The 22309-nt window shown below is 71.7% G+C and carries 16 protein-coding genes; 10 read left to right on the top strand and 6 right to left on the bottom strand.

Going from position 1 to position 22309, the window contains the following annotated elements; genetic code table 11:
* Window positions 1-200 precede the first annotated feature (200 nt).
* From ACIBVL_RS27585 to ACIBVL_RS27550, 8 genes are all read left to right on the top strand, one after another.
* Window positions 201-2615 (top strand): hypothetical protein, encoded by a 2415-nt coding sequence (locus tag ACIBVL_RS27585; RefSeq protein WP_399100903.1) that lies wholly within the window; start codon window positions 201-203, stop codon window positions 2613-2615.
* Between the two features lie 74 nt (window positions 2616-2689).
* Window positions 2690-5287: an aminotransferase class III-fold pyridoxal phosphate-dependent enzyme gene (locus ACIBVL_RS27580; RefSeq protein ID WP_399100902.1), complete on the top strand. Its 2598-nt coding sequence runs from the start codon at window positions 2690-2692 to the stop codon at window positions 5285-5287.
* A 107-nt stretch (window positions 5288-5394) separates the two neighbouring features.
* The gene (gene acpP / locus ACIBVL_RS27575; protein ID WP_399100900.1) at window positions 5395-5655 is read left to right on the top strand and encodes an acyl carrier protein; all 261 of its coding nucleotides are present in this window, start codon (window positions 5395-5397) and stop codon (window positions 5653-5655) included.
* Window positions 5652-6884: a beta-ketoacyl-[acyl-carrier-protein] synthase family protein gene (locus tag ACIBVL_RS27570; protein WP_399100898.1), complete on the top strand. Its 1233-nt coding sequence runs from the start codon at window positions 5652-5654 to the stop codon at window positions 6882-6884. The genes acpP and ACIBVL_RS27570 overlap by 4 nt, the downstream gene beginning before the upstream one ends.
* Window positions 6885-7049: 165 nt before the next feature.
* Window positions 7050-7811: an ABC transporter ATP-binding protein gene (locus ACIBVL_RS27565; RefSeq protein WP_399100896.1), complete on the top strand. Its 762-nt coding sequence runs from the start codon at window positions 7050-7052 to the stop codon at window positions 7809-7811.
* 18 nt (window positions 7812-7829) lie between these two features.
* Complete coding sequence (locus tag ACIBVL_RS27560; RefSeq protein WP_399100894.1) at window positions 7830-8861, top strand: ABC transporter substrate-binding protein; 1032 nt, start codon at window positions 7830-7832, stop codon at window positions 8859-8861.
* Window positions 8830-9657: an ABC transporter permease gene (locus ACIBVL_RS27555; protein WP_399100892.1), complete on the top strand. Its 828-nt coding sequence runs from the start codon at window positions 8830-8832 to the stop codon at window positions 9655-9657. Before ACIBVL_RS27560 ends, ACIBVL_RS27555 begins: the two co-directional genes overlap by 32 nt.
* A gap of 44 nt (window positions 9658-9701) precedes the next feature.
* Window positions 9702-11330 carry an FAD-dependent monooxygenase gene (locus tag ACIBVL_RS27550; RefSeq protein WP_399100890.1) on the top strand — a complete coding sequence of 543 codons (1629 nt, stop codon included), beginning with the start codon at window positions 9702-9704 and terminating at the stop codon, window positions 11328-11330.
* Between the two features lie 359 nt (window positions 11331-11689).
* On the opposite strand, the gene ACIBVL_RS27545 is transcribed toward ACIBVL_RS27550, so the two are convergent.
* The 5 genes from ACIBVL_RS27545 to ACIBVL_RS27525 form a co-directional block, all read right to left on the bottom strand.
* Window positions 11690-14377, bottom strand: a complete 2688-nt coding sequence (locus ACIBVL_RS27545) for a YfhO family protein (RefSeq protein ID WP_399100889.1) — start codon at window positions 14375-14377, stop codon at window positions 11690-11692.
* Window positions 14378-14529: 152 nt separating this feature from the next.
* On the bottom strand, window positions 14530-17013 hold the full coding sequence (locus ACIBVL_RS27540; protein WP_399100887.1) for an alpha-L-arabinofuranosidase C-terminal domain-containing protein: 2484 nt from the start codon (window positions 17011-17013) through the stop codon (window positions 14530-14532).
* A 147-nt stretch (window positions 17014-17160) separates the two neighbouring features.
* Window positions 17161-17754: a histidine phosphatase family protein gene (locus tag ACIBVL_RS27535; protein ID WP_399100885.1), complete on the bottom strand. Its 594-nt coding sequence runs from the start codon at window positions 17752-17754 to the stop codon at window positions 17161-17163.
* 94 nt (window positions 17755-17848) lie between these two features.
* A complete protein-coding gene (locus tag ACIBVL_RS27530) occupies window positions 17849-18286 on the bottom strand; it encodes a GNAT family N-acetyltransferase (RefSeq protein ID WP_399100883.1) in 438 nt (145 codons plus the stop codon).
* A 24-nt stretch (window positions 18287-18310) separates the two neighbouring features.
* The gene (locus ACIBVL_RS27525) at window positions 18311-19765 is read right to left on the bottom strand and encodes a PLP-dependent aminotransferase family protein (protein ID WP_399100881.1); all 1455 of its coding nucleotides are present in this window, start codon (window positions 19763-19765) and stop codon (window positions 18311-18313) included.
* Here ACIBVL_RS27525 and ACIBVL_RS27520 point away from each other — a divergent pair.
* Together ACIBVL_RS27520 and ACIBVL_RS27515 are read left to right on the top strand one after the other, a co-directional pair.
* A complete protein-coding gene (locus ACIBVL_RS27520; RefSeq protein WP_399100879.1) occupies window positions 19764-20705 on the top strand; it encodes a DMT family transporter in 942 nt (313 codons plus the stop codon). The two genes, ACIBVL_RS27525 and ACIBVL_RS27520, sit on opposite strands and share 2 nt — an antisense overlap.
* Before the next feature lie 59 nt (window positions 20706-20764).
* Window positions 20765-20968, top strand: a complete 204-nt coding sequence (locus ACIBVL_RS27515) for a DUF1918 domain-containing protein (RefSeq protein ID WP_399100877.1) — start codon at window positions 20765-20767, stop codon at window positions 20966-20968.
* A gap of 1 nt (window position 20969) precedes the next feature.
* On the opposite strand, the gene ACIBVL_RS27510 is transcribed toward ACIBVL_RS27515, so the two are convergent.
* Window positions 20970-22193 carry a glycoside hydrolase family 10 protein gene (locus tag ACIBVL_RS27510; protein ID WP_399100875.1) on the bottom strand — a complete coding sequence of 408 codons (1224 nt, stop codon included), beginning with the start codon at window positions 22191-22193 and terminating at the stop codon, window positions 20970-20972.
* Window positions 22194-22309: the final 116 nt, after the last annotated feature.

Raw genomic sequence — 22309 nt, 5'->3', positions numbered from 1 at the left:
TTTCGGTAGATTCCAGAACTAGAGTATGCATATAGTGAGGGCGCGCGAACGGGGGCCCGGACTATCGTCCGGTGCGCCGCGCTGCGGGGGGACAACGGGGAATCAACGGGGATCCGTGCTGGTCAGCCGCAGGTAGCGTGCGTTCGCGCGCTCGCTCCATGACCGGAACGGAGATCAAGAAGTTGAATCCTGTCCACAGCATGGAAAGTCCGCCCCAGCTCCTCGTCATGTCCGTGGGCAAGCGTCCTGGTTTCCACGCGACGGTGCGCCAGGCACTGACCGACGTGGCCGCCGGCTCCGAACGCGCACTGTCCGCGACGTTATGTGCGGGAGAACTGCCCGCGGAGATCAATTCCGACGCCGATCGGGCACAGCCTCCCGCTTGTCAGAACCTGCTCGCCAAGGCACGGCGCTTCCTGGCCGAGGCACTGCCGCAGGCCGAGATCCGGCTGATCACCACCGAGACGCTGCCCCGCGCCGCCGAGGTGCTCAACGAACAGTCGCACAGCGCCATGACCGCACCGCCCCTCCTGCTCGTCGACGCGGCGGGGGCCGGCCTCGGCACCGCCCCGCTCGACACCACGGTCACCGAAGCCGTGCCCGTGCGCCACATGGCCGTGTACGCCGAAGGCCCACCGCAGTCCGTCCGCGTCGCCCAAGAGCACGAGGTGCTCCAACTGCCTGATGAGGACTGGGTATTGAGGGCCGACGTGGTTCGCCGGTTCACTGACCACGTCCAGCAGGCCCACGGCCACTCGGCACTGCGGTCGGCCTCGCGCACCGGGCCCCCGGCGCTGGCGCGGGCGCTGTACGACTTCCTCACCGAACGGGCCGGCGCCGCCTGGGGTTTGCACTACTACACCGGCTCAGTCGTCTCGGGGCTCATCGACGAACTCGACCGCCTCGCCGCCGGGCAGGGCAACCCCGTGCTGCGCGGCCCGAGCGAACACAGCCTTGCCTGCGGTGCGTTGGCGCGCTGGCAGCTGGACGAGGCACCGTTCCTGATCGTCGTCACCAGCGGGATGGTCGACGAGTTCCGGGGCACCCTCGCCAATCTGCGGCAGGCAGGGGCGCGAGGCTTCATCGTCTGCGCCGACTCCCCGCGCGAGGCGTGGTTCCCCTTCCAGGGCACGGTCCACGCGGCCGAGGACTCGCGGGCGGTACTGGACGCCCGCGGCATTCCTCATGTGTACCTGGAGGACCCCGCCGCGCTTCAGGAGGACCTGTCAGCCGCGTACGCCGCTTACCACGAGGGCAACGGGCCCGTCGTGCTGCTGGCGACTCCCTCGGTTCTCTCGTCCTCCGCTCCGATCGAGTTCCCCCGGCCGACTGAGCCCGCACGCCCCGCGCTCCACGTCCAGGAGGATCAGCTCGCGCCCGTCGTCGACCTCGTCAACTCCGGGCCCGCCAGGCTGCTGTGGCAGTGCGGGTGGCTCGACGGCGAGGAGTCCGACCTCGTCCATGAGATAGCGTCCCGCGCGGGCGTCGCTCTCGCCGACTCGCTGACCCGCCCCGGCACGGTGGCCGCGTACCGGGACGGCCAGAAAGTGGACGAGTACCTCGGCAGCCTGGGGCTGTACGGCTATTCGGCCCGCGTCCACACTTTTCTGCACCGGCGCGGACGGCTGCGCCCGCGCGACGAGCTGGCCGTGTTCTTCCTCAAGAGCCGCATCGCGGAGGCGGCGACCCCGTTCTCGCCCCGGGCCCTCGCCCGGAACCTGCACGTCGTCCAGGTCACCCGCGACGCCGCGCATCTGGCTCCGTTCACCGACCACCCGGTGCACGCCGAGGCCCGTGGCTTCCTGCGCGCGCTGCGGGAACGCCTCGACGTGAACCCCGAGGTCCTCTCCCGGCGCAGGGCCGCCCTCGCCGAGGCACGGCACAGCGCCGACGACGCGGTGCACGCCCTGCCCGTGCTTCCCATGTCCGCCAACTACTTCTTCCACCAAGTCGGCGGAGTACTGGAGCAGTTGATCAGTCAGGAGGACTACACGTACACCGGCGTGTTCGACGTCGGGCGCGGGGGCCTGTCGGCGATCCGCAACCTCCCCAGGACCGGACCGGGCTTCTCCGGCTGGTACGGACGGGCGCTGATGGGCGACGCGCTGCAGTCGGTGCCCGCCGTGGCCCTCACCCGGGACGACAACGTCCTCGCCTTCGTCGGCGACGGCGCCTCGGCCCTCGTACCCGACATCGTCCCCACCCTGGTGCAGCAGGTCTGTCTGTACGGGCAGCCGCTGCGCCGCAATCTGACCGTGTTCCGGCTCATCGACGGCGGGCACTCGGTGATCCGCTCTTACCACGAGGGCCGGGCGGGCTCCGGGCTGAGCCGCCAGAACCAGGTGGTGCACCTGCTGGAACCGGAGTGGACGAGAAACTTCGGCGGCCTGACCGTCCAGCATCGGCACGTCGAGGACGTCTCGGCGCCCGATCTTCGTGACTTGCTCACCCGCCCGGCCACCGTCACCGTCTGCTCCGTACTCCTGTCCCACAACAACGAGGGCGACGGGCTGAGCCTGCTGTCGTCCATGGGCTGGCAGCGCGACGAACTCTCGGCACTCGCCGTGCCCTCGCGCCGGTCCGCCCGGTCCACGACGGAGAGCGGCCGCGCCTGAATCCGGCGCCCTCATCCCCGCCCTCTCGCCACTCGCTCGTCCTTCGCTTGCTCTTCCTTTCCGGAGGCACTGTCTTGTCCCGTACGGCGATTTCGCCTGCCCAGACCACGGCGAACACCTCTGCCCCGACCGCGTCCGAGGCCGGCTCCCCGGCCGCACCTGTCCCCTTCGGCTTCCTCGCCCACCCCGTCAGCTCGGGGCACCGCAACCAGGTCCGCGCCCTCGACCTGTTCGGCCGGCTCCTGGACGAGCACCGCGGCATCGAGCGCGAGACAGGCGTACGGCACAGCGTTCCCATGCCGCTGATCACCTCGGTCACCTCTCCGACCGGCGTCCGCTGCGCGGGTGAGGTGCGCTATCTGCCGTACACCGCGGAGCAGATGCTGCGCCGCCCGACCACCGCACGCGAGATGGTGGCGGCGGAGGCCGCCCGGTTGCGCGACGCGGGCGCCCGGCTGATCGGGCTCGGCGGCGCCACCTCCATCGTCGGGGATCGCGGGGTGTGGACCGCACACCAGGTCGGTACGGCGGTGACCAGCGGCAACTCCCTGACCGTGTACGCCGCACATCAGGAACTCCTCCATGTCGTACGGATGTTGGAACTGAAGCCGGAGGCGACGCGGGTGGCCGTGGTGGGCTACCCCGGCTCGATCGGCCTGGCCGTGGCGAAGCTGCTGCTGGCCGACGGCTTCGAGCTGGACCTGGTGTGCCGACGCGGCAACCGGGCGCCCTCGGCACTGCTCACCCACCTCGCCCCCGAGGACCACGACCGCGTTCGACTGGTCGACGAGGTCGCCCAATGCTCCCCGGAAACCCGGCTGTTCGTGACCGCGTCGTCGGTCGGCGGGCTGGTGGACCCCGACCGGCTGCCGCCCGGCTCGGTAGTGGTCGACGTGGCGCTGCCCCGCGATGTGGCCTCGGCGCCGCGCGACACCAGCGACGTACTCGTCATCGACGGCGGCCTGGTGAGCGGATCCGCGGACGTCGTCCTCGGGGACGGTGGGCTGCCCGGGCCCACGCAGCAGCTCAACGGCTGTCTCGCGGAGACGCTGATACTCGCCCTGGAGGGACGCGCGGAGTCGTTCTCGCTGGGGCGTGAGCTGCGACTCGAACGGGTTCGGCTGATCGGCGAGTTGGCCGCCCGGCACGGGTTCACGCCCGTCCCGCTCGCCTCCTTCGGCCGACCCGTCGCCGACGAGGAGGTGCTGCGCCTGGCCCGCCACCACCGCCCGTCCCGCACCGCCACGGATCCCGGCGTCACCGAGCCGACCAAGCGGCGGTTCCGGGAGCGGATCAATCCGCCGATGGCCCGGCTCTTCGGGGCACACGGCCTGGACCGGGTGTTCATCACCGGTCGCGGGTGCACACTGACCACCGAGGACGGCACCGACTTCCTGGACTTCGTCGCCGGGTACGGATGCCTGAACCTGGGCCACAACCACCCGGTGGTGACCGAGCGGCTGCGGAGCTTCCTCGACCGGGGTTCGCCGACGTTCGTGCAGTACGTGTCGATGCCGGAGCAGGCCGCCGAACTCGCCGAGCGGCTCAGCGCCCTCGCCCCCGGGCGGCCCGAGCGGGTCTTCTTCAGCAACTCCGGGACCGAGGCGGTCGAGGCCGCGCTGAAGCTGACCCGCGCCGCCACCGGACGCACCCGCCTCGTGTACGCCGACAACAGTTACCACGGCAAGACGCTGGGCGCGTTGTCCGTCACCGGCCGGGAGCAGCACCGCCGTCCCTTCGGCCCGCTGCTGCCGGACACGGTGGGCGTCCCGTACGGGGACCTGGATGCCCTGGCCGAGGTCATCGACGCGGCGGCGGCGTTCATCGTGGAGCCGGTGCAGGGCGAGGGCGGGGTCGTCCTGCCGCCGCCGGGTTATCTGAGGGCCGCGCGGGAACTGTGCCGTCGCGCCGGGGCCGCCTTCGTCCTCGACGAGATCCAGACCGGCCTCGGACGCACCGGACGTCTGTTCGCCGCCGAGCACGACGACCTCGACCCCGACGTGCTGTGCGTGGCCAAGTCGCTCTCCGGAGGAGTGGTGCCCATCGCGGCAACGCTGTGCCGAGCCGATCTGTGGGATGCGGCGTACGGCAGCACCAACCGCGCCCTGCTGCACTCCTCGACCTTCGGCGGCGGCAACTTCGCGGCGACGGCGGGCCTGGCCACCCTGGACGTGCTCACCTCCGAGCAACTGCCGGAGCACGCCCGCGAGGTGGGCGAGTATCTGCGCGGGTCCCTGCGGAAGGTGTGCGAGCCGTACGGCTTCATCAAGGACATCCGCGGCATCGGGCTGATGACGGCCATCGAGTTCGACGGCGACTTCTCGGGGGCGGTCTCCTCTCTCACCGACGAGCTGCTGACCCGTGTCCCGGGCGATCTGCACGCGCTCGCCGACTGGCTGCCCGACGACCTGCGCGCGGCGCTGACCCGCGCGGGCGAGGCCGTGGAGTCCACCCTCGGCGACCTGATGTGCCTCCGCTTCGTTGCCTCACTCGCCCGCGACCACCGCATCCTCACCTTCGTCACGGCGAACCGGACCCAGGTGATGCGTATCCAGCCCCCGCTGGTCCTCTCCGTCGCCGAGGCCGACCGTTTCGTCGACGGTGTGGCCGCGGTCTGTGCCGAGCTGGCCCTCCACGCGGACCTGGATGCCTGGCGCCGGCCGCGGAGGTGATCTCCGGGCCACACCTGGCTTGGCCCTCTTCATTCCACGTCCCTGTACCGGGCGCCCCTGTCCGGCACACACCCGAGACAGAGAACACAACGCAGGAGGACACCCTCATGAACAGCACCACCGAGCAGCGCTTGATCGACGTCATGGTGGACCGCCTGGGTCTGCAGCCCGAGGAGCTCACCCCCACCGCCCGCTTCAAGGACGATCTGGGGCTCGACTCACTGGACATGGTCGAACTGGTCTCGGCGCTGGAGGACGAGCTCGGCGTGACGGTGACCGACGAGGTGGCCTCGGCCCTCACCTCGCTGGGTGAAGTCGTCGCCTACGTGGACTCCCAGCGCGCCGCCACCACGGAGTCGGCGGCATGAGGGGGCGCCGCGTGGTCGTCACCGGGCTCGGCCCGGTGACCTCGGTGGGAGTCGGCGCCAAGGCGTTCCACGTGGGCCAGTTGGAGGGACGCAGCGCCGTTCGCTCCATCAGTCGGTTCGACGCCTCCGGGCTGCCGGTCCGGATCGCTGCGGAGGTCGACCTGCCCGACGACCTCAGCCTGCAGCGGCGTGACGCGCTCGCCACCGACCGGGTCACCCACCTGGCCGCGGCAGCGGCGTCCCTGGCGCTCCAGGACGCCGGCCTGGATCTCGACTCGGCCGACCGGAACCGGATCGGTGTGGCTCTCGGCACCGGCTGCGGCGGAGCGGAGAGCATCCGCAACGGAGCGGCCCGGGCGCTGAAGGGCCCGGGGTCGGTCAGTGCCCGGTTCATACCGATGTCGATGTCGAACAGCACCGCCTCCTGGATCGCCATCCGGTACGGTCTCGGCGGCCCCGTCACCACCACCGTGACGGCCTGCGCCAGCGGGGCCGACGCCCTGGCGACAGGGCACCAGATGATCGCCACGGGCGAGGCGGACGTCGTCCTCGCCGGCGGTGCCGAGGCTCCGGTCACCGACCTTCTGGTGGCCGGCTTCGCCAAGATGAAAGCCCTGTCCACCCGCAACGACGAGCCCGAGCGGGCGAGCAGGCCGTTCGGCGTCGACCGCACCGGATTCGTGCTCGGCGAGGGCGCCGCCGTGCTCGTGCTGGAGGACTCGGATCACGCGCGGGCCCGAGGGGCCGAGCCACTGGCCGAGCTGCTCGGTTACGGCCGTACCAGCGACGCACACCATGTCGTCGCGCCCCGCCCGGACGGCGCTGCGGCTGCCCGGGCGGTGGTGGGCGCGCTGCGCTCTGCCGGACTCACTCCCGAGGAGGTCTCCCACGTCAACGCGCACGGCACGGGGACCGTCCTCAACGACGCCGCGGAGGCCGCCGCCCTGACGGCGGCTCTCGGCCCGGCCGCTGCCCGCATCCCCGTGACGGCCACCAAGTCGATGACCGGGCACGCCCTCGGCGCGGCGGGCGCCGTCGAGGCGGTCGCCGCCGTACAGGCCCTCGTCCACCAGGTGCTGCCGCCCACCGCCAATCTCGACGCTCCCGACACCGCACTCGGCCTCGACCTGGTCACGGGCGAGCCGCGGGACACCCGGGTCTCGGCGGTGCTGTCCAACTCCTTCGCCTTCGGCGGGCACAACGTGGTGCTCGCTTTCGGGCAGCCCTGAGTCCTGCGCGCGTAGTACGGCACGTTCGGTGCGCCCCCGCTCGGTGAGCGGGGGCGCACCGGTGTTACCAGGGCCGGCCACAAAGGGCCGTGACCGGCCGGAGATCTGGCCATAGCGGCACTCTATAGTTAGGCTAACCTAAGTTCACACGATGTGGGGGTGTGCATGCCGGGCGGGGGAGACTCTTTCCGCGGTGTCGGTTTCCGCGGCGTCAGTCATGTCTTCGGCAGCAACACCGTGTTCGAGGGCTTCGACCTCGACGTGGCGCCGGGATCCGTCCTCGCGGTGCTCGGCGCCTCCGGCGCGGGCAAGAGCACGCTGCTGCGCATGGCCGCCGGACTGCAACAGCCGACGGCCGGGACGGTCAGCGCTCCCGACGACGTGGGCTACGCGTTCGCCGAACCCCGGCTGCTGCCCTGGCGCACCGCCCTGGAGAACGTCGTGTTCGCGCTCGGCCGCCCGGCCCAGCCGGCGGACCTCGAGAAGGGTCATGCATTGCTGGCGCGGCTGGGCCTGGACAGGGCGGACCGGGCGTATCCGGCGGAACTGTCCACGGGAATGCGCCAACGGGTGGCCCTGGCCAGGGCATTGATGCCGGGAGCCCCCCTCTTGGTACTCGACGAACCCACCTCCGCGCTCGACGTGCGGCTACGCGCAGAGGTGCGGGAGTGCCTGCTGGAGCTGGCGCGGGAGGCCGACTCGACCGTCCTGTGGGCCACGCACGATCCCTACGAGGCGGCTCAGGTCGCGGACGAGGTGCTTGTGCTGACCCCCACCGTGTCGCCCCGGCACGCCTTCGTCCCGCTCAGCCCACGAGGCCGCCGAGGCACCAGGGACATCGATCAGACGGCGCGGGCGATCACCGAAGCACTCACCTCATCGACCGGCACCTCACCGAGCTTTGCCCATCCGGCAGTTGAACTCTGATCACTTTGGAGAGCCCGCGTGACATCCCCTGGCCTCGGCCGACGCCGTCTTCTTCCCCTGGTGGCAGCCGGGTGGCTCGCCGCCGCCTCCCTCTCCGGGTGCGCAGGCGGTGGTGAGGAAAGCACCCATTCCCACCCCGGCTCCCCCGGCCTGCGCGTCGCGGTGGCACCCAACGTCGTACTCGACGCCGCGACTTCAGGACTCCGCGCCGACAAGGACCTGGCGTCGGAGGCCGGTTCGGTCACCTTCGCCGGACTGCGCGGCCCCGACGAGATCCGCACGCAACTGACCAGCGGCTCGGTCGATCTCCTCACCCTGCCCAGCAACATCGCCGCCAACCTGCACACCCGAGGCGTCGACGTACGCATCCTGGGTGTCGTCGACGGGCCTTCCGACGTGCTGCTCGGCCCCGAGAAGGCGGACGCCTCCTGGTCCGCGCTGCGCGGTGCCACGGTCCATGTCCCCTTCAAGGGTGACGTGAACGACGTGCTGTTCCGCCGGTTGGCCGAGGAGAACGGGCTGAAGGCCGGCGAGGACTTCAGCATCACGTATCACGCCACCCTGCCCGATCTGCTGACCGCGGTCGGTTCCGGCAAAGCGGAGTACGCACTGATGCCCGAGCATCAGGCCAGCCTCGCGGCCTCCGCCGCCGCCAAGTCCGGGGCGCCAAAGCGGCAGGTCCTGGAACTCGGTGAGCAGTGGCGCCGCACCACCGGCCAGACCGGCTTCCCCACCTACGCCATCGGCGTACGGGGCGCGTTCGCGGACGACCATCCCGACCTCCTGAAGAGGATAAACCAGGCGCTCACCGACTCGGCCAGGACCGCTACCGCCGAACCGGGCCAGGTCGCACCACAGGTCGCCGAGCGCACCGGGGCGCCGCAGGCCCTGGTCACCCGGCTGTTGAACCGGCTCTCCCCGGGCTACCGCACCGCGGACGCCGCCCGCACCGAACTCGCCGCACTCTTCGAGGAACTCGCCGCCACCTCACCAGACCTGATCGGAGGGAGGGCTCCCGATGCGAGCATCTACGCCACGGCGGACTCGTGACGCGGCCCTCGTCCTCGTCGGCGGCGCCGTCCTGCTCGGTGCCTGGCAGTGGTGGGCGGCCGCCCATCCGGCGGTCCTGGTGCCTTCGCCGTACGAGACGGGTCGGGCTCTCGGCCGTCTCGTGGACGAAGGTCTCCTGCTGACCGAGATCGGGCGCACCCTCGGGCGTACGGTGCTCAGTTCCGTGTTCGCCCTGCTGATCGGCGTCGCCTGGGGCCTGGTCAGCGGCTGGAGCCGACTGGCCGACGGGCTGGGCCGCCCTCTGCGTGCCGTCCTGCTCGGCGTACCGCCGATCATCCCCGTCATCATGGGCATGGTCTGGTGGGGCAGCGGCGCCGGCGTCCCGGTCTTCGTCGCCACACTCGTCTCGGTACCGATCGTCGCGGTCGGCATCGCCGAGGCCGTACGGTCCCTGGACTCCGACCTCATGGAGATGGCCACCGCGTTCCGGATCGGTATGCTCCAACGGCTACGGCACCTGGTGCTGCCCGCGCTGTCCGCCCCGCTGCTGGCATCCGTCGCTCTGGTCGGTACGACCTCACTGCGGACGACCGTGATGGCCGAGCTCCTCGCGGCCCACGACGGCGTGGGCGCGCGCATCGCGGAGGCCCGGACCAACCTCGCCACGGACGAGGTGTTCGCCTGGGCCGCCGTTACCGTCGCGGTCGCGCTGCTCGTCGAGCACCTGCTGGTCGGACCACTGCGCTCCCGGGCCCGCAGGTGGCAAAGCGTCCGGACGGACGCGCCGACGAACGACGGACTCGCCCCCAAAGCGCTGGAGAGGACATTCCGGTGAACCCTGTGCCTACCGGTTCCGTGGGCGACGTACCTGCGGATTCCGTGAGCGACGAGACCGCCTGTCTTCCGGTACTGATCGTCGGCGGCGGCCCGACGGGACTCACCCTGAGCATGCTGCTGGAGCAGTTCGGCATCACCTCGCTCATGGTCGAGCGGCGGACAACTCCCTCGACGCTGCCGAAGGCCCGCGCCGTGAACACCCGGACCATGGAGATCTTCCGGCAGCTCGGCATCGCGGGCGAAGTCGCGGGCGCCGCGCTGGGGCAGGAAAGAACCGGCCTGCGCTTCGCCTTCGCGCGGACGCTCACCTCCCTCGACGAGCCCGACACACTGCTGGCCCGCAGCGTGGTCGCCGGGCGGCGGGCCGCACACAGCCCGGAGGCGACGGTGGTCTGCCCCCAGGATGTCGTTGAGGACATCCTCCGCCGGAGGATTCCGTCCGGCCGCGTCCGGTACGGCGTCACGCTCACCGGCCTGGAACAGGACGACGAGCAGGTGACCGCGATTCTCACCACCCCCGGCGGCACATCGCATCGGTTGCGATGCCGGTACGTCGTGGGGTGCGACGGCGCGCGCAGTACGGTGCGGGAGGCGGCCGAGGTGGCCCTGCGTGGCGGCGGTCCGACCGCCGAGAACCTGCACATCTTGTTCGAGGCCGACCTCAGCCCCCTGCTGGGCGACCGCCGAGCGAGCATCACCTTCCTGCACGCCGACGGCGTACGCGGCTACCTCCAGCCCGCCTGGCAGCCGAACCGCTGGACCTTCAACCGCATTCTGGAGGAAGGCGCCACCGGGCCCTCTCACTCGGCAGAGGTCGTCGTCCGGACTGTCATCGGCCGAACCGACGTGCCGTTGAAGGTACTTGAGGAGGGCAGCTGGACCAGCCGCAGCGAGGTCGCGGAACGGCTCTCCGTCGGCCGCGTACTCCTCGCGGGCGACGCGGCGCATCTGGTGACGCCGTTCAGCGGATCCGGCCTCAACCTGGGGGTCCAGGACGCACACAACCTCGCGTGGAAACTCACGGCGGTGCTGCGCGGGTGGGCAGGGCCGGGTCTCCTGGACAGCTACGACGCCGAGCGCCGCCCGGTGGCCGAATGGACGGCGCTCGAGGACCGCGCCAACAACGCCGACGCCATCAGCACCGGCACCTGGGACCGCTGGCGCACGGAACTGCCCAAACGCCGGGTCAAGGACGGCCTGGTCCTCGGCTTCCACTACGAGGGCGGCGCCGTGGTCCCCGACGGCACCGCGCTGCCGACCGCAGCCGACCCCTACACGCGCTACGAGCCCACAGCTCGTCCCGGGCACCGCGCCCCGCACCACCCCATGGGCCCCACCACTGACCGAGCGTCCCTCCTCGACCTCTTCGGCACGGGGCTGACCCTGCTCACGGGCCCGAAGGGCGAGACGTGGGCACGGGCCGCCGCCCATGTCTCCGCGAACCTACGCGTCCCGCTCCAGGCACACGTCCTCGGCCGCACCCCTCAGGAGATCGCCCCGACCTGGACCGACCTCTACGGAATCACCGCCGGCGGCGCCGTTCTGGTCCGTCCCGACGGCCACACGGCCTGGCGCGAACCGGGTGTCCGCCCAGGGCAGCAAGCCGTTGAAGCCCTCGACCGGATCCTGCGAAGCATCCTGCGCAGGACGGTTCGCGGGACGAGCGGCTGACAAGGACAATCGACGCAGCCAGGAAGGGCTGCCAACACACGCTTCGCGTCACGTCCCGCAGAGAGGTCCGCAAGGACGGCAGGACCACGCACGGCGCGGCGCCCAGCAGGGGCTGCAGTGGCGTGGTCCGCCGATCATCCCGCACCCCCGCAGGACGCTGTGGGTCGTCCGCGGCAAGAAAGCCGCCCAGTTCGCAGAAGTCCTCAACGCGCCATGTGAGCACGGTGACGGCCAGACCGTCGGTGGCGCCATCCCAGAGCGGGAACTCCTCGCCACCAGGTACCGCGACGGCGACCTTCCTCATCACAGGAATTCTCGACGCCCTGCTGACCTGCACGGCTCGAAACATGATCCGCCACCTAAAATTCTCGGTCACAGCCACGCCGCCGGCGGACGGCGGCGAGGGCGCCGAGCAGGACCACGGCCGTGAGCGACACACCTCCGACAGCGGTGCCCAGCCGCAGGCCCGGCGGGTGGAAGGTGCAGGTGACACTGGTCGCGGAGCCGTCGAGGGGTACGGCGATCAGCCCGTGGTACGCCTCGGCGGGTACGGCGTCGGCGTCGCCCGCGGCGCAGCGCCACCCGGCGATCCGGGGGGCCGCGACGACGGCGGTGCCCGTACTGCCGGCGGGGAGCTCGGCGTGGATGGTCCCGTCGTCCACGGTCACCTCGGTGGCGCCGGTGGCCTCGAGCCGTTCGGTGGCGGCGCGCAGCCGGGCGGTGTCCAGGCAGCCGACCGCACGGTCCGGGACGGTGCTCGGGCGGTTCGGCGACAGCTCGATCCGCAGGCGCCCGGAGGCCGGGACCGTGCCGAGCCGCTGCATGGCGGCGATCTTGGTGACGGGGTGGTCCGCCCGGAACCGCCCGGTCGGGGCCGCGCCGGCGGCGCCGGTGAGCCGCGCGGTGCCCGCGAAGTGCGGCGCCCACAGGTACACCTCGCTGCCTGCCGGGCACGCGGCGGTGATCGTCGGTGTCCCCTCGGCGGCGCGGCCGAGAGCGTCGAGTCGCAGGCCGGGCCGGTCGTCCCGGCTGCGGCCGGGTGCCTTTCCGGCGCCGGTGCGTACGGTCAGACGCGGCACGGTGTAGACGCGGGCGCCCAGCAGCAGTTCCTGGTTGCGGTACGGCGACCGCCCGAAGGCGGGCGTGGGAGTACCGGCCGGCCGCAGCGTGACCAGGGGCGGCACGTCCTGGCGGGACACCGTCACCCCGCTGCCGTCCTGCGGGAACCAGTTCTGGTGCGGGTCGGGCGGGGAGTGCACCCGGGCGCCGACGGAGAAGATCACGTCCGTGACGGCGTTGTCCAGGCTCTGCAGGCTCCGGCCTCCCGAGGTCCAGCCGCCGCCGAGGGCGGTGAGGGTGCGGAAGAGCACGTCGGAGGTGTGGCTGCTGTAGTACTGGGCGCCCTGGCCGCCCACCAGCAGCGGGTCGTTGCCGACGGTCTGCTCCCGGCCCGGGTCCGTGCGGTAGCGGGGCCAGCCGTCGGCCCGCGCGATCGCCTCGGACTGCCGCTGCTGCCGCTCCCCCCAGGGCGCGTAGTCGTCCATGTGCCCGAACCGCATCCGGGTGGCCACGGCGGCGGTGGCGGTGGCCTCGCCGAGTTGTGTGGCGAGCAGCAGCGCCACCGCGAGCACCGCCGGTGTCACGCGGCGCCCTCCGCCGACGGGGCGTCCGCCGTCCCCGCGGCCGAGCAGGGCCAGCCCGCCCAGCGCACCCGCGGCGGCCACCAGGAGCACCGGCCAGGCGAAGGAGCGCACCAGGTCGCTCCGGCTCGCAACGGCGACGATCAGTGCGTACAGCGCGCCCGCCGCACCCAGCGCGCGCCGGTCGGGAGGGCCGTACGACAGGGTGTGCCACGCCGCGATCACCAGCAGCGCGCACAGCACGAAGGCCTCGCGGTAGGAGCTTCCCTGCGGTGGGGTGAGGGCGTGCCAGAACAACTGCGTCGGCGCCCACTGCATCGACAGCAGCGTGCAGAGCACCAGCAGGGGCCATCCGAGGCGTATCCGCCGGGGGGCCGCCCGGTGGAAGGGCAGGGCGAGGGCCGGCAGCAGCGCGGTGGTGCCCACGTAGAGGGCCGGCGAGCCGAAGCTGTACGTCGTCGGCAGCAGACGGGCCAGCAGGTCCTCCGTCGCCACCGGGGTGAACTGCGTGAACCTGCCCGGGGAGGCGTGCGTGGTGCCGAAGTAGACGACCGACACCACCGGTGCCGCCAGCCCCATGCCGAGGGCGACGGTCGCACCTGCGCGGCCCAGCGCCGCCAGGATCCGCCGGCGCGGGAGACCGGACAGCGAGAGCCGCAGCAGCAGGACGAGTCCGGCGGCGAGGGTGGCCATGTACGCCGTGTAGAAGTTGGCGATCCAGGCCGCCGCCACGACCACCACGCCGAGGAGCGGCCTCCGTCCGTGCAGGGCCCCCTCGCCGACCAGGCACAGCAGCGGCAGGGCGATGAGCCCGTCGAGCCACATCAGGTTGTACGAGGCACTCGCCACGGTCCAGCCGCACAGGGCGTACGACGCCCCCAGCAGCGCCGCCGCCCACCAGCGGCCGGGACGCAGACGCGGCAGCAGCCAGGCCATGGCGGCACCGGCGCACGCGATCTTCAGCAGGGTGATCACATACACCGCGAGGTCGATCCCGTCCCGCGGGAACACCGCCACGAGCAGGGCGAACGGACTGGTGAGGTAGGTACCGAGGTCGGGGAGGAAACCGGCGCCGAACCCGGACTGCCAGTTGACGAGCAGACCGCCGTCCGCCCTGCCGTGCAGCAGGTCCCAGAGGTGGGCGTGGAAGGGCACGTACTGGTTGCCCAGGTCGTTGACGCTCCGGGTGCGGGGGCCGAAGGGGTAGCCGCGGGCCATGGCGTCGGCGGCGCAGAGCACGGTGACGCAGATCAGGGCCGCGAGAAGGGCGGCCCGTAGCGGCCCCGTCGGGCGGGGCAGCCGGAGCCAGGAGGTCCGGCCGCGTAACCGTGCCGACGGCGCCCGCCCTGCCGAGGGCGCCGGAGCCTGGTCCGGCGGGACGTCTTTGCGCAGGGTCGAGCGATCCATGCCGGACAGGCCCCCAGAGAAACGACACGGGCCGGTGCTCCCCCGGGGAGGTCACCCCCCGCACCGGCTTGATCCGCCGACTTAGACGGTCGGCTTCTCCGGTTGGTTGGGCTTCCCCGGGAGAACAGGACATGTCCGTCGGGTGAACCGGGCTACCGCTGTCTGATCCGCAGGAAGGTGATCGAGTTCGCCGGGAAGGTGTACGTGAAGCGGTCGGCGACCCCGGTGAAGGTGGAGGTGACCGGGGCGACGGGGGTCTCCGTCTCCGTGTTGACCGCGTTCGGCGCGGCGGCCAGCGTGGTGACACGGGCCTTGGAGGCGACCCTGGCGCCGCCGAGGTCGATCGCCGTCCGGGCGTCGGCGGACTGGGCGTTGACGACCTTGACGATCAGGTCGCCGGTCTTCTTGTCCTCGGTGACGACCTGGCGGAACGGCTCGGCCGGCTTGTCGTCGGTGAAGCCGCCCCACTCCTGGCCGTCGAGGTAGAGGGTGACCTGGCGGCCGCGCACCTTGATGTCGATGTCGTAGGCGCGGCCCGTCTCGATGGTGCCGGCCTTGGAGACCAGGGTGGACTTGCCGCCGTCCACGGCCTGCTCGACGGCGCTGGTGGTGTTGTTCCAGCCGCCCAGGTTCCACCAGTAGTAGTTGCCGGTGTCCTTGACGCCGAAGGCGACGAGGAAGCCCTCCTTGCCGGACTTCTTGGTGGCCTTCACATGCAGGTCGTAGTCGTGCCAGTTCGCGTCGCCGGCCGCGACCATGGTGTTCTCGGCGGCCGCGTCGGTCTGCACGTACTGCCCGTCCTGCAGCGACCAGCTGCCGCCCCCGGTGTGCGTCCACTGCGAGGCGTCACCCGAGAAGTCGTCGCTCAAGAGCGTCGCGCCGTCCCCGTCCGTCACCTTCACGTCGTCGTACGCCGCAGTGGTCGCCCAGGTCGACAGGCCGACGGCGCCGGTGATCGGGCCCTGCAGGGACGGCGTCCCGGTGGCCGTCGAGGGGACGAGCCGGTCACCGACGTTGGTCATGAACAGTTTCTGGACCTCGTAGTTGGCCGAGTTCCAGGCGGCGTGGTTGTTGAACCACACCAGGTCCGGGCTCCACTGCACGTAGTCCTCGTTGGCGAACAGCGGCGCGTAGGAGGCGAGCTTGACGACGTCGGCGTTGCGTTCCAGACCGGTCATGAAGGCGGCTTCGGCGAGGCCGTTCTTGAAGGCGTTGCCCCAGGAGGCGTACTCGCCGAGGAAGACCTTCGGGCCGCTGCGGTCGTAGGAGTCGTAGCGGTCGTTGTTCTGCAGGAACCACTGGGGGCTGTTGTAGTAGTGCTCGTCGACCATGTCGACGTCGGCGTCCCGGTTGAGCTGCCAGGCCGTGTCGAAGGTCGAACCGGCGTCGTCCGGACCCGAGTTGGAGATCACCGTCATGTACGGGTACTTCGCCTCGATCGCGGCGCGGAACTCCTTGAAGCGGGCGAAGAACTCGTTCGGGAGGTTCTCCTCGTTGCCGACCTCGATGTGGGTGAGGTGGAAGGGCTTGGGGTGGCCCATCCGGGCGCGCTTCCTGCCCCAGGTGGACGTCACCGGGCCGTTGGCGAACTCGATCAGGTCGAGGGTGTCCTGGATGTGCCGCTTGAGCAGCGCGTCGTCGACGACGGCCTTGTTCTGGCCGCAGCCGGTGACCAGGGCCGGGACGACGGGCAGCGGCATGGCCCCGATGTCCTCGGCGAAGCGGAAGTACTCGTAGTAGCCGAGGCCGTAGCTCTGGTTGTAGCCCCAGAAGTTGGCGTTGGTCGCGCGCTCCTCGACGGGGCCGACGGTGTCCTTCCACTGGTAGGAGCGGGCGCGCTGCCAGCCGGAGGCCTCGCTGTAGTCCTGCATGGAGCCGGTGTTGACCAGACAGCCGCCGGGGAAGCGCACGAAGCCCGGTTTCAGTGCGGCGATCTTCTCCGCGAGGTCCTTGCGCAGGCCGTTCGGCTCGTGCTTGTAGGTGTCGCGGGGGAAGAGGGACACCATGTCGAGGGCGGTCGCGGCGGAGGAGGCGACGGTCAGGCGGCCGTCGCCGCTGGTGCGGGTGGCGGTGAAGGTGGCCTCGTACTTGGCCCAGCCGCCCGCGCGGACGGCGACCCGGCGGGCGGTGGCGAGCGTGCCGTCGGTGTCCTGCAACGACACCGTCAGCGTTGTGCCGCTCCCGGCTCGGGCCCACACCGAGAAGTCGTACTTCTCGCCCTGTTCGACCCGGATGCCGGTGTTGTATCCGGCGTTGGTGACGGAGGAACCCTCACCGAGGGAGAGGTAGGCGCGATTGCGGTCGTTGAGCCGGCCCTCGTCGCTCACGACGTTCGCCGAGCCGGAGACCGTCCAGGAGGTCAGCGGGGTGTAGGACGCGTTGTCGATGGTGGAGTACTCGAAGGAACGGTTCTGGACGAGTTCGGCGTACAGACCGCCGTCGGCGGCACGGTTGATGTCCTCGAAGAAGACGCCGTACATCGTGTCGTCGATCGCCGCGCCCTTGGCGGTGGGGTCGACGGTGAGGGCGTAATCGGTGGTGTCGGCGGCTTGGGCGGGGGCTGGGACCAGACCTGCGGCCAGCAGGAAAGCGCTTGCCCCGAGGCCGAGTCTCAGCCGGGTGGTGCTGCGTGACATGGATACTCCGCGGCTCTCTGGATTACAGACGTTCGAAATATCGGACCTTGATCAGCACTTCGAACGGCAACATAGGGAGGAGGCCGCGGGGCGTCAATGGGGCGTGCGGCAACGGAAGTTTCGCAAGTGAACGTCGAGGGGCGACGGCTACGCGCGCGTGGCCTGGGCCGACGCCCCCTCGAGGCGGAGGTTCCAGCGGCCGCCCCGGCCGGTGACCGTGGTCGTCGACAAGGGGCGGACGTCGATGTTCCAGTACGTCGCCGGCGGCGCCTTCAGCGCGTACACCAGGGCGGCGCGGATCACGCTGGGCTCGGCCACGGCGACGATCCGGTCGCCGCCCCCGGTCGGCCGGGTGTCGAGCCAGCCGCCCACCCGGGAGACGAACTCCAGCAGCGACTCACCGCCGTGCGGAGTCGCCCGCGAGTCGGCCAGCCAGGCGTCCACGGCCTCCGGCTCGCGGGCCATCGCCTCACCGAGGGTGAGACCGCGCCAGCGGCCCATGTCGCAGTCCCGCAGAGCGAGCTGCACGAGCGGGGCGTACCCGAGCGCGTCGCCGGTGGCGCGGCTGCGCGGGGTGGGTGAGCAGTAGCGCAGCCCGGCGGCCGCGAGCGGCACGAGGTCCGCGGCCACGCGCTGCACCTCGTCCCAGCCCGCCTGGTCCAGCGGCCGGTCGTCCTCGAAGCGCTCCGCGAGCAGCGGTGAGCTGCGCGCGGCGGCGACGAACGTGACCAGAAGTGGCATGCGGAGATGGTGAGCCGCACAAGTGCGCAGGTCAAGAGGTGTTGGTTGGCGGATACAGGAATTCTTACCGGTGGGTCAGGACCTGCCGGACAAGTCACCGGAAAAGGAGCGCCATCCACCGGTCGGGTTCCGCCAGCGCCTCGAAGCCGACCTTCTCGTACACCCCGTGCGCGTCCTGGGTGGCGAGCAGTATGCGGCGCAGTCGGTACGGCAGCAGGTGGTCCCGGACGGCCGCGACGAGCGCCGTCCCGAGCCCCTTCCCGCGCACCGCCGGGTCGACGTAGACGTCGCACAGCCAGGCGAAGGTCGCGAGATCGGTCACCACGCGCGCGTAGGCGACTTGTTCCCCCGACCCCGAGTCGTAGACCCCGAAGTTCAGCGACCCGGCGATCGCCCGGTCCTGCTGACCGCGCTCGCGTCCGATCGCCCAGTAGGCGTCGGTGGACAGCCAGCGGTGGACGCGTTCGACGTCGATGCGGGCGGGGTCGGTGGACATCTCGTAGCCCTCGGCGAGGAGCGGGGTGTCGTTCATGGCGGGATCCTCACAGGCCGGCGCTCATCCCGTCGAACGGTTTCCGGGCAGCACCTCGTCGCAGGCCGCCCGCAGCCGTCGTACCCCTTCCGCGATCTCCTCCGTCCCCGCGACCGCCGCGAAGCTCGACCGGACGTGAGCGGCCGGCGGTTCGGCGCTGAAATACGGGCGACCGGGGGTGAGAGCGACGCCCGAGCGCAGCGCGGCGGCCGTGAACGCCATGTCGTCCATGCCGTCGGGCAGCCTCAGCCACAGGTGGTAGCCGCCGGACGGGATGTGCGGGAGGGCCAGTTCCGGCAGGCGCAGCCGCAGCGCGGAGGTCATCGCGTCCCGCCGGGCCCGCAACTCGGCGGCCACGGTCCGCAGATGGCGCGGCCAGGCGGGCGAGCCGACGAGTTCCAGGGCCGCCTCCTGGAGCGGGCGCGGCACGAAGAAGGTGTCGACGACCTGGATGGCGCGCAGCCGTTCCAGGACGGGCCCGCGGGCGGCCAGGGCGCTGACCCGGAAGCTGGGCGAGGTGGCCTTGGTGAGCGAGCCGACGTGGACGACGACTCCGTCGGGGTCGTCGGCGGCGAGCGGACGCGGCAGCGGCCCGGCGTCCTCGTGCGCGAGCCGGCGTACGAAGTCGTCCTCCACGACGAAGGCGCCCGCGTCCCTCGCGATGCGCAGCACATCGCCGCGTCGGCCGGGGGCGAGGACGGCGCCGGTCGGGTTCTGGAACAGCGGCTGGCAGACGAACACGCGGGCGCCGGTGGCCCGGAAGGCGTCGGCGAGCAGTTCGGTCCTCACCCCGTCGGGGTCGACCGGGACCGGTACGGGGCGCAGTCCCGCCGAGCGGGCGATCGCGAGCATGCCGGGGTAGGTCGGCGACTCGACCAGCACCGGCGCGCCTGGCGGGGCGAGGGCGCGCAGGGCGGTGGTGAGCGCCGCTTGACCGCCCGCGCCGATCAGTACCTCGGCCGCGGTCACGGCCCCGCCGATGGTGCGCGCGAACCACTCCCGCAGCTCGGGCAGGCCCTCCATCGGCGGCCGGCCCCAGGCGCCGGGCCGCCGTCCGGCCCGGGCCAGGGCGGCGGACATCGCGCGCTCGGGCTGCAGCGAGGGATGCAGATAGCCGCCGCTGAACTCGACCACGCCGGGGGGCGGGGCGGCCAGCGAGACCGTGACACCGGAGGCGTCCACCGAGCGGGGGACGAGATCGGCGGCGCCGTCCGCGCTGAGGGCGACCTCCTGCCAGGACGTGTCCCCGGCGGGGGAGGCGAGGGCGCGTGGCCGGGCGCGGAACGCACCGGCGCCGGGGCGGGTCACCACCAGGCCCTCGGCGGCCAGTTGTGCCAGCGCCCGCGAGACCGTCACCGGGCTCACCCGGAACCGCTCCACCAGGGCCCGGCTCGATGGGAGCTTTCCACCGGGAGAGTAGCGGTCGAGCTCCCGTCGCAGCCGTTCCGCCAGTTCATCCACACTGCTACGCTCTTGCATGAAGACAGAGAGTAGCGCTACTGCCCCAGCCGCGATAGCGGTCACCACCCCGACCGAGGCCAGTGCGGACGCCGCCGCGCGGGCCCGTGGCGTCGGCACCCTCCAGGCCGCTCTCGGCGTCGTCGCCTTCTCTCTCACCTTCCCCGCCACGGCGTGGGGTCTGCAGGGCTTCGGGCCCTGGTCGCTGGTCGCCGTCCGCAGCGTGCTGGCGGCGGTGATCGCCGGTGGGGCGCTCCTCGCCCTCCGGGTCCCGCCGCCCGCCCGACGGCACTGGGCGGGGCTGGCGGTCGTGGCCGCCGGGGTGGTCGTCGGCTTCCCGCTGCTCACCACGCTCGCGCTGCGGACGTCCACCACCGCGCACGCCGCCGTCGTCGTCGGTCTGCTGCCGCTGACCACCGCCCTGCTGTCGGCCCTGCGGGTCGGCACCCGCCCCTCCCGCACCTTCTGGGCGGCGGCACTGGCGGGGGCGGCCGCGGTGGTGGCGTTCACCGTGCAGCAGAGCGGCGGCGCCCTGACCACCGCCGACCTCTATCTCTTCGCCGCGCTGCTGGTGTGCGCGGCCGGCTACACCGAGGGCGGCCGGCTGGCCCGGGTCATGCCGGGCTGGCAGGTGATCGGCTGGGCGCTGGTGCTCTGCCTGCCGATCGGTGTGCCCGCCGCCGCCCTCGCGGTGGCGTACGAGCCCGTCCGGCTGACCGCGCACAGCGTGGCGGGGCTGCTGTGGGTCACGGCGGGCTCGCAGTTCCTCGGCCTGGTCGTCTGGTACCGGGGCATGGCGGCCATCGGCATCCCCAAGGCCAGCCAGTTGCAGTTGGCCCAGCCCCTGCTCACACTGGTGTGGTCGGTGCTGCTGCTGGGCGAGCACCTCACGCCCGCCGCTCCGCTGACGGCCGCGGCCGTGCTGGTCTGCATCGCCGTCACGCAGCGGGCGCGCGGCTAAAATCGACACACACGGACAGGGACCACCGCTCTCTCCCCCACGGTGAGGAGGCCCCGCAGATGCGTGCAACCGCGGGCGACCAGTTTGTGCAGCACGGCAGGGTGGTCGGCCAACACGACAAGGTCGGCGAGATCGTCGAAGTACTGGGCCAGGACGGCAACCCGCCGTTCCGGGTCCGCTTCCAGGACGGGCACGAGGGGCTGTGCTCCCCCGGGCCCGACACCGAAATCCGCCACAGGACCACGACCGAGGAACAGCGTTAGGTCAGCGCGGGGGCTTCGCCGACTGCCCGTAGTGGTCGGCGAGCACCCGCGCCATCGCCCCGATCCGGTCCGCGTCCACGTCCTTGGCCGCGAAGAAGACGTGCCCGCGCGCCTGCGGGTGCTTCTTGGCGAGGGTGAGGTGCCTCGACAGCTCGGCCCGGTCCCCCCAGGCCGCCGGCTGTCCGGAGGCGCCCGCCTTGTAGAGGCCCTCGCCGAGGTACAGCCGGGTGCGGCTGCCCTTGGCCACCTCCGCCCACCAGGGCACGAGCTTGGCGTAGTCGGCGGCGGAGTTGCCGATCTCCCAGTACAGCTGCGGGACGACGTAGTCGATCCAGCCCTTCTTCACCCACTTCCGGCTGTCGGCGTAGATCTCGTCGTACGACTGGAACGCCCGGGTGTCCGAGCCGCGCGAGTCGGTGGACGCGTTGCGCCACACCCCGAAGGGGCTGATCCCGAACTGGGTGGCCGGACGTACGGCCTTGATCCGGGCGGCCATCTCCACGATCAGCTTGTCGACGTTGTCGCGCCGCCAGGCGGCGCGGGAGGCGAAGCCGCCGCCGTGCGCGTCGTAGGCGGCGTCGTCGTCGAAGGTCTGGCCCGCCACCGGGTACGGGTAGAAGTAGTCGTCGAAGTGCACGGCGTCGACCGGGTACTTCTTCACCGCGTCCAGCATCGCGTTCTGCACGAAGGCGCGGACCTCCGGCAGACCGGGCTGGTAGTAGAGCCTGCCGCCGTACTCCACCGCCCAGTCCGGGTTCTTGCGGGCGGGATGGGAGGCGACCAGCTTGGAGCGGTCGGCGTGGGTGGCCACCCGGTACGGGTTGAACCAGGCGTGCAGCTGAAGACCGCGTGCGTGCGCCTCGGTGACCGCCGTGCCCAGCGGATCCCAGCCCGGTGACTTCCCCTGGGTGCCGGTGAGGACCTGTGACCAGGGTTCGTACGGCGAGGGCCACAGCGCGTCGGCCGTGGGCCGCACCTGGAAGATCACCGTGTTGAGCCGGTTGCGGACCGCCGTGTCGAGCCACGAGAGCAGCTCGCTCCGCTGCTGAGCGGCCGTCAGGCCCGCCCGTGACGGCCAGTCGCGGTTGCCGACCGTCGCCAGCCACATGCCCCGCATCTCCGTCGTCGCCCGTCCCTCGCCCTGTGGGCGAGCGGCCGCCGCGCCCGTCGTCGTGAACGCCGACAGCGCCGCCAGCGCGAACGCCCGCCGGGTCAATCGCCCCATCGCACCCATCCCCGCATCACTCGATGGATCCGTTCGGTCACGGATCGTCTCCGCGCACAGCATGCACCCACCCCGGCGATCGATCATCGATATCTGCTAGTAACGTGCACGATCGG

This window comes from Streptomyces sp. NPDC049687 (genome assembly GCF_044465285.1).
Lineage (GTDB): Bacteria > Actinomycetota > Actinomycetes > Streptomycetales > Streptomycetaceae > Streptomyces.
This window is presented reverse-complemented; position numbering and strand designations above follow the sequence as displayed.

Bases quoted from the DNA above. Each gene is read 5' to 3' on its own strand.
- ACIBVL_RS27565 (WP_399100896.1), top strand. From the start codon at position 7,050: ATGCCGGGCGGGGGAGACTCTTTCCGCGGTGTCGGTTTCCGCGGCGTC.
- ACIBVL_RS27515 (WP_399100877.1), top strand. From the start codon at position 20,765: ATGCGTGCAACCGCGGGCGACCAGTTTGTGCAGCACGGCAGGGTGGTC.
- ACIBVL_RS27525 (WP_399100881.1), bottom strand. From the start codon at position 19,765: ATGCAAGAGCGTAGCAGTGTGGATGAACTGGCGGAACGGCTGCGACGG.
- ACIBVL_RS27535 (WP_399100885.1), bottom strand. From the start codon at position 17,754: ATGCCACTTCTGGTCACGTTCGTCGCCGCCGCGCGCAGCTCACCGCTG.
- acpP (WP_399100900.1), top strand. From the start codon at position 5,395: ATGAACAGCACCACCGAGCAGCGCTTGATCGACGTCATGGTGGACCGC.
- ACIBVL_RS27585 (WP_399100903.1), top strand. From the start codon at position 201: ATGGAAAGTCCGCCCCAGCTCCTCGTCATGTCCGTGGGCAAGCGTCCT.
- ACIBVL_RS27540 (WP_399100887.1), bottom strand. From the start codon at position 17,013: ATGTCACGCAGCACCACCCGGCTGAGACTCGGCCTCGGGGCAAGCGCT.
- ACIBVL_RS27570 (WP_399100898.1), top strand. From the start codon at position 5,652: ATGAGGGGGCGCCGCGTGGTCGTCACCGGGCTCGGCCCGGTGACCTCG.
- ACIBVL_RS27510 (WP_399100875.1), bottom strand. From the start codon at position 22,193: ATGGGGCGATTGACCCGGCGGGCGTTCGCGCTGGCGGCGCTGTCGGCG.
- ACIBVL_RS27555 (WP_399100892.1), top strand. From the start codon at position 8,830: ATGCGAGCATCTACGCCACGGCGGACTCGTGACGCGGCCCTCGTCCTC.
- ACIBVL_RS27530 (WP_399100883.1), bottom strand. From the start codon at position 18,286: ATGAACGACACCCCGCTCCTCGCCGAGGGCTACGAGATGTCCACCGAC.
- ACIBVL_RS27520 (WP_399100879.1), top strand. From the start codon at position 19,764: ATGAAGACAGAGAGTAGCGCTACTGCCCCAGCCGCGATAGCGGTCACC.
- ACIBVL_RS27545 (WP_399100889.1), bottom strand. From the start codon at position 14,377: ATGGATCGCTCGACCCTGCGCAAAGACGTCCCGCCGGACCAGGCTCCG.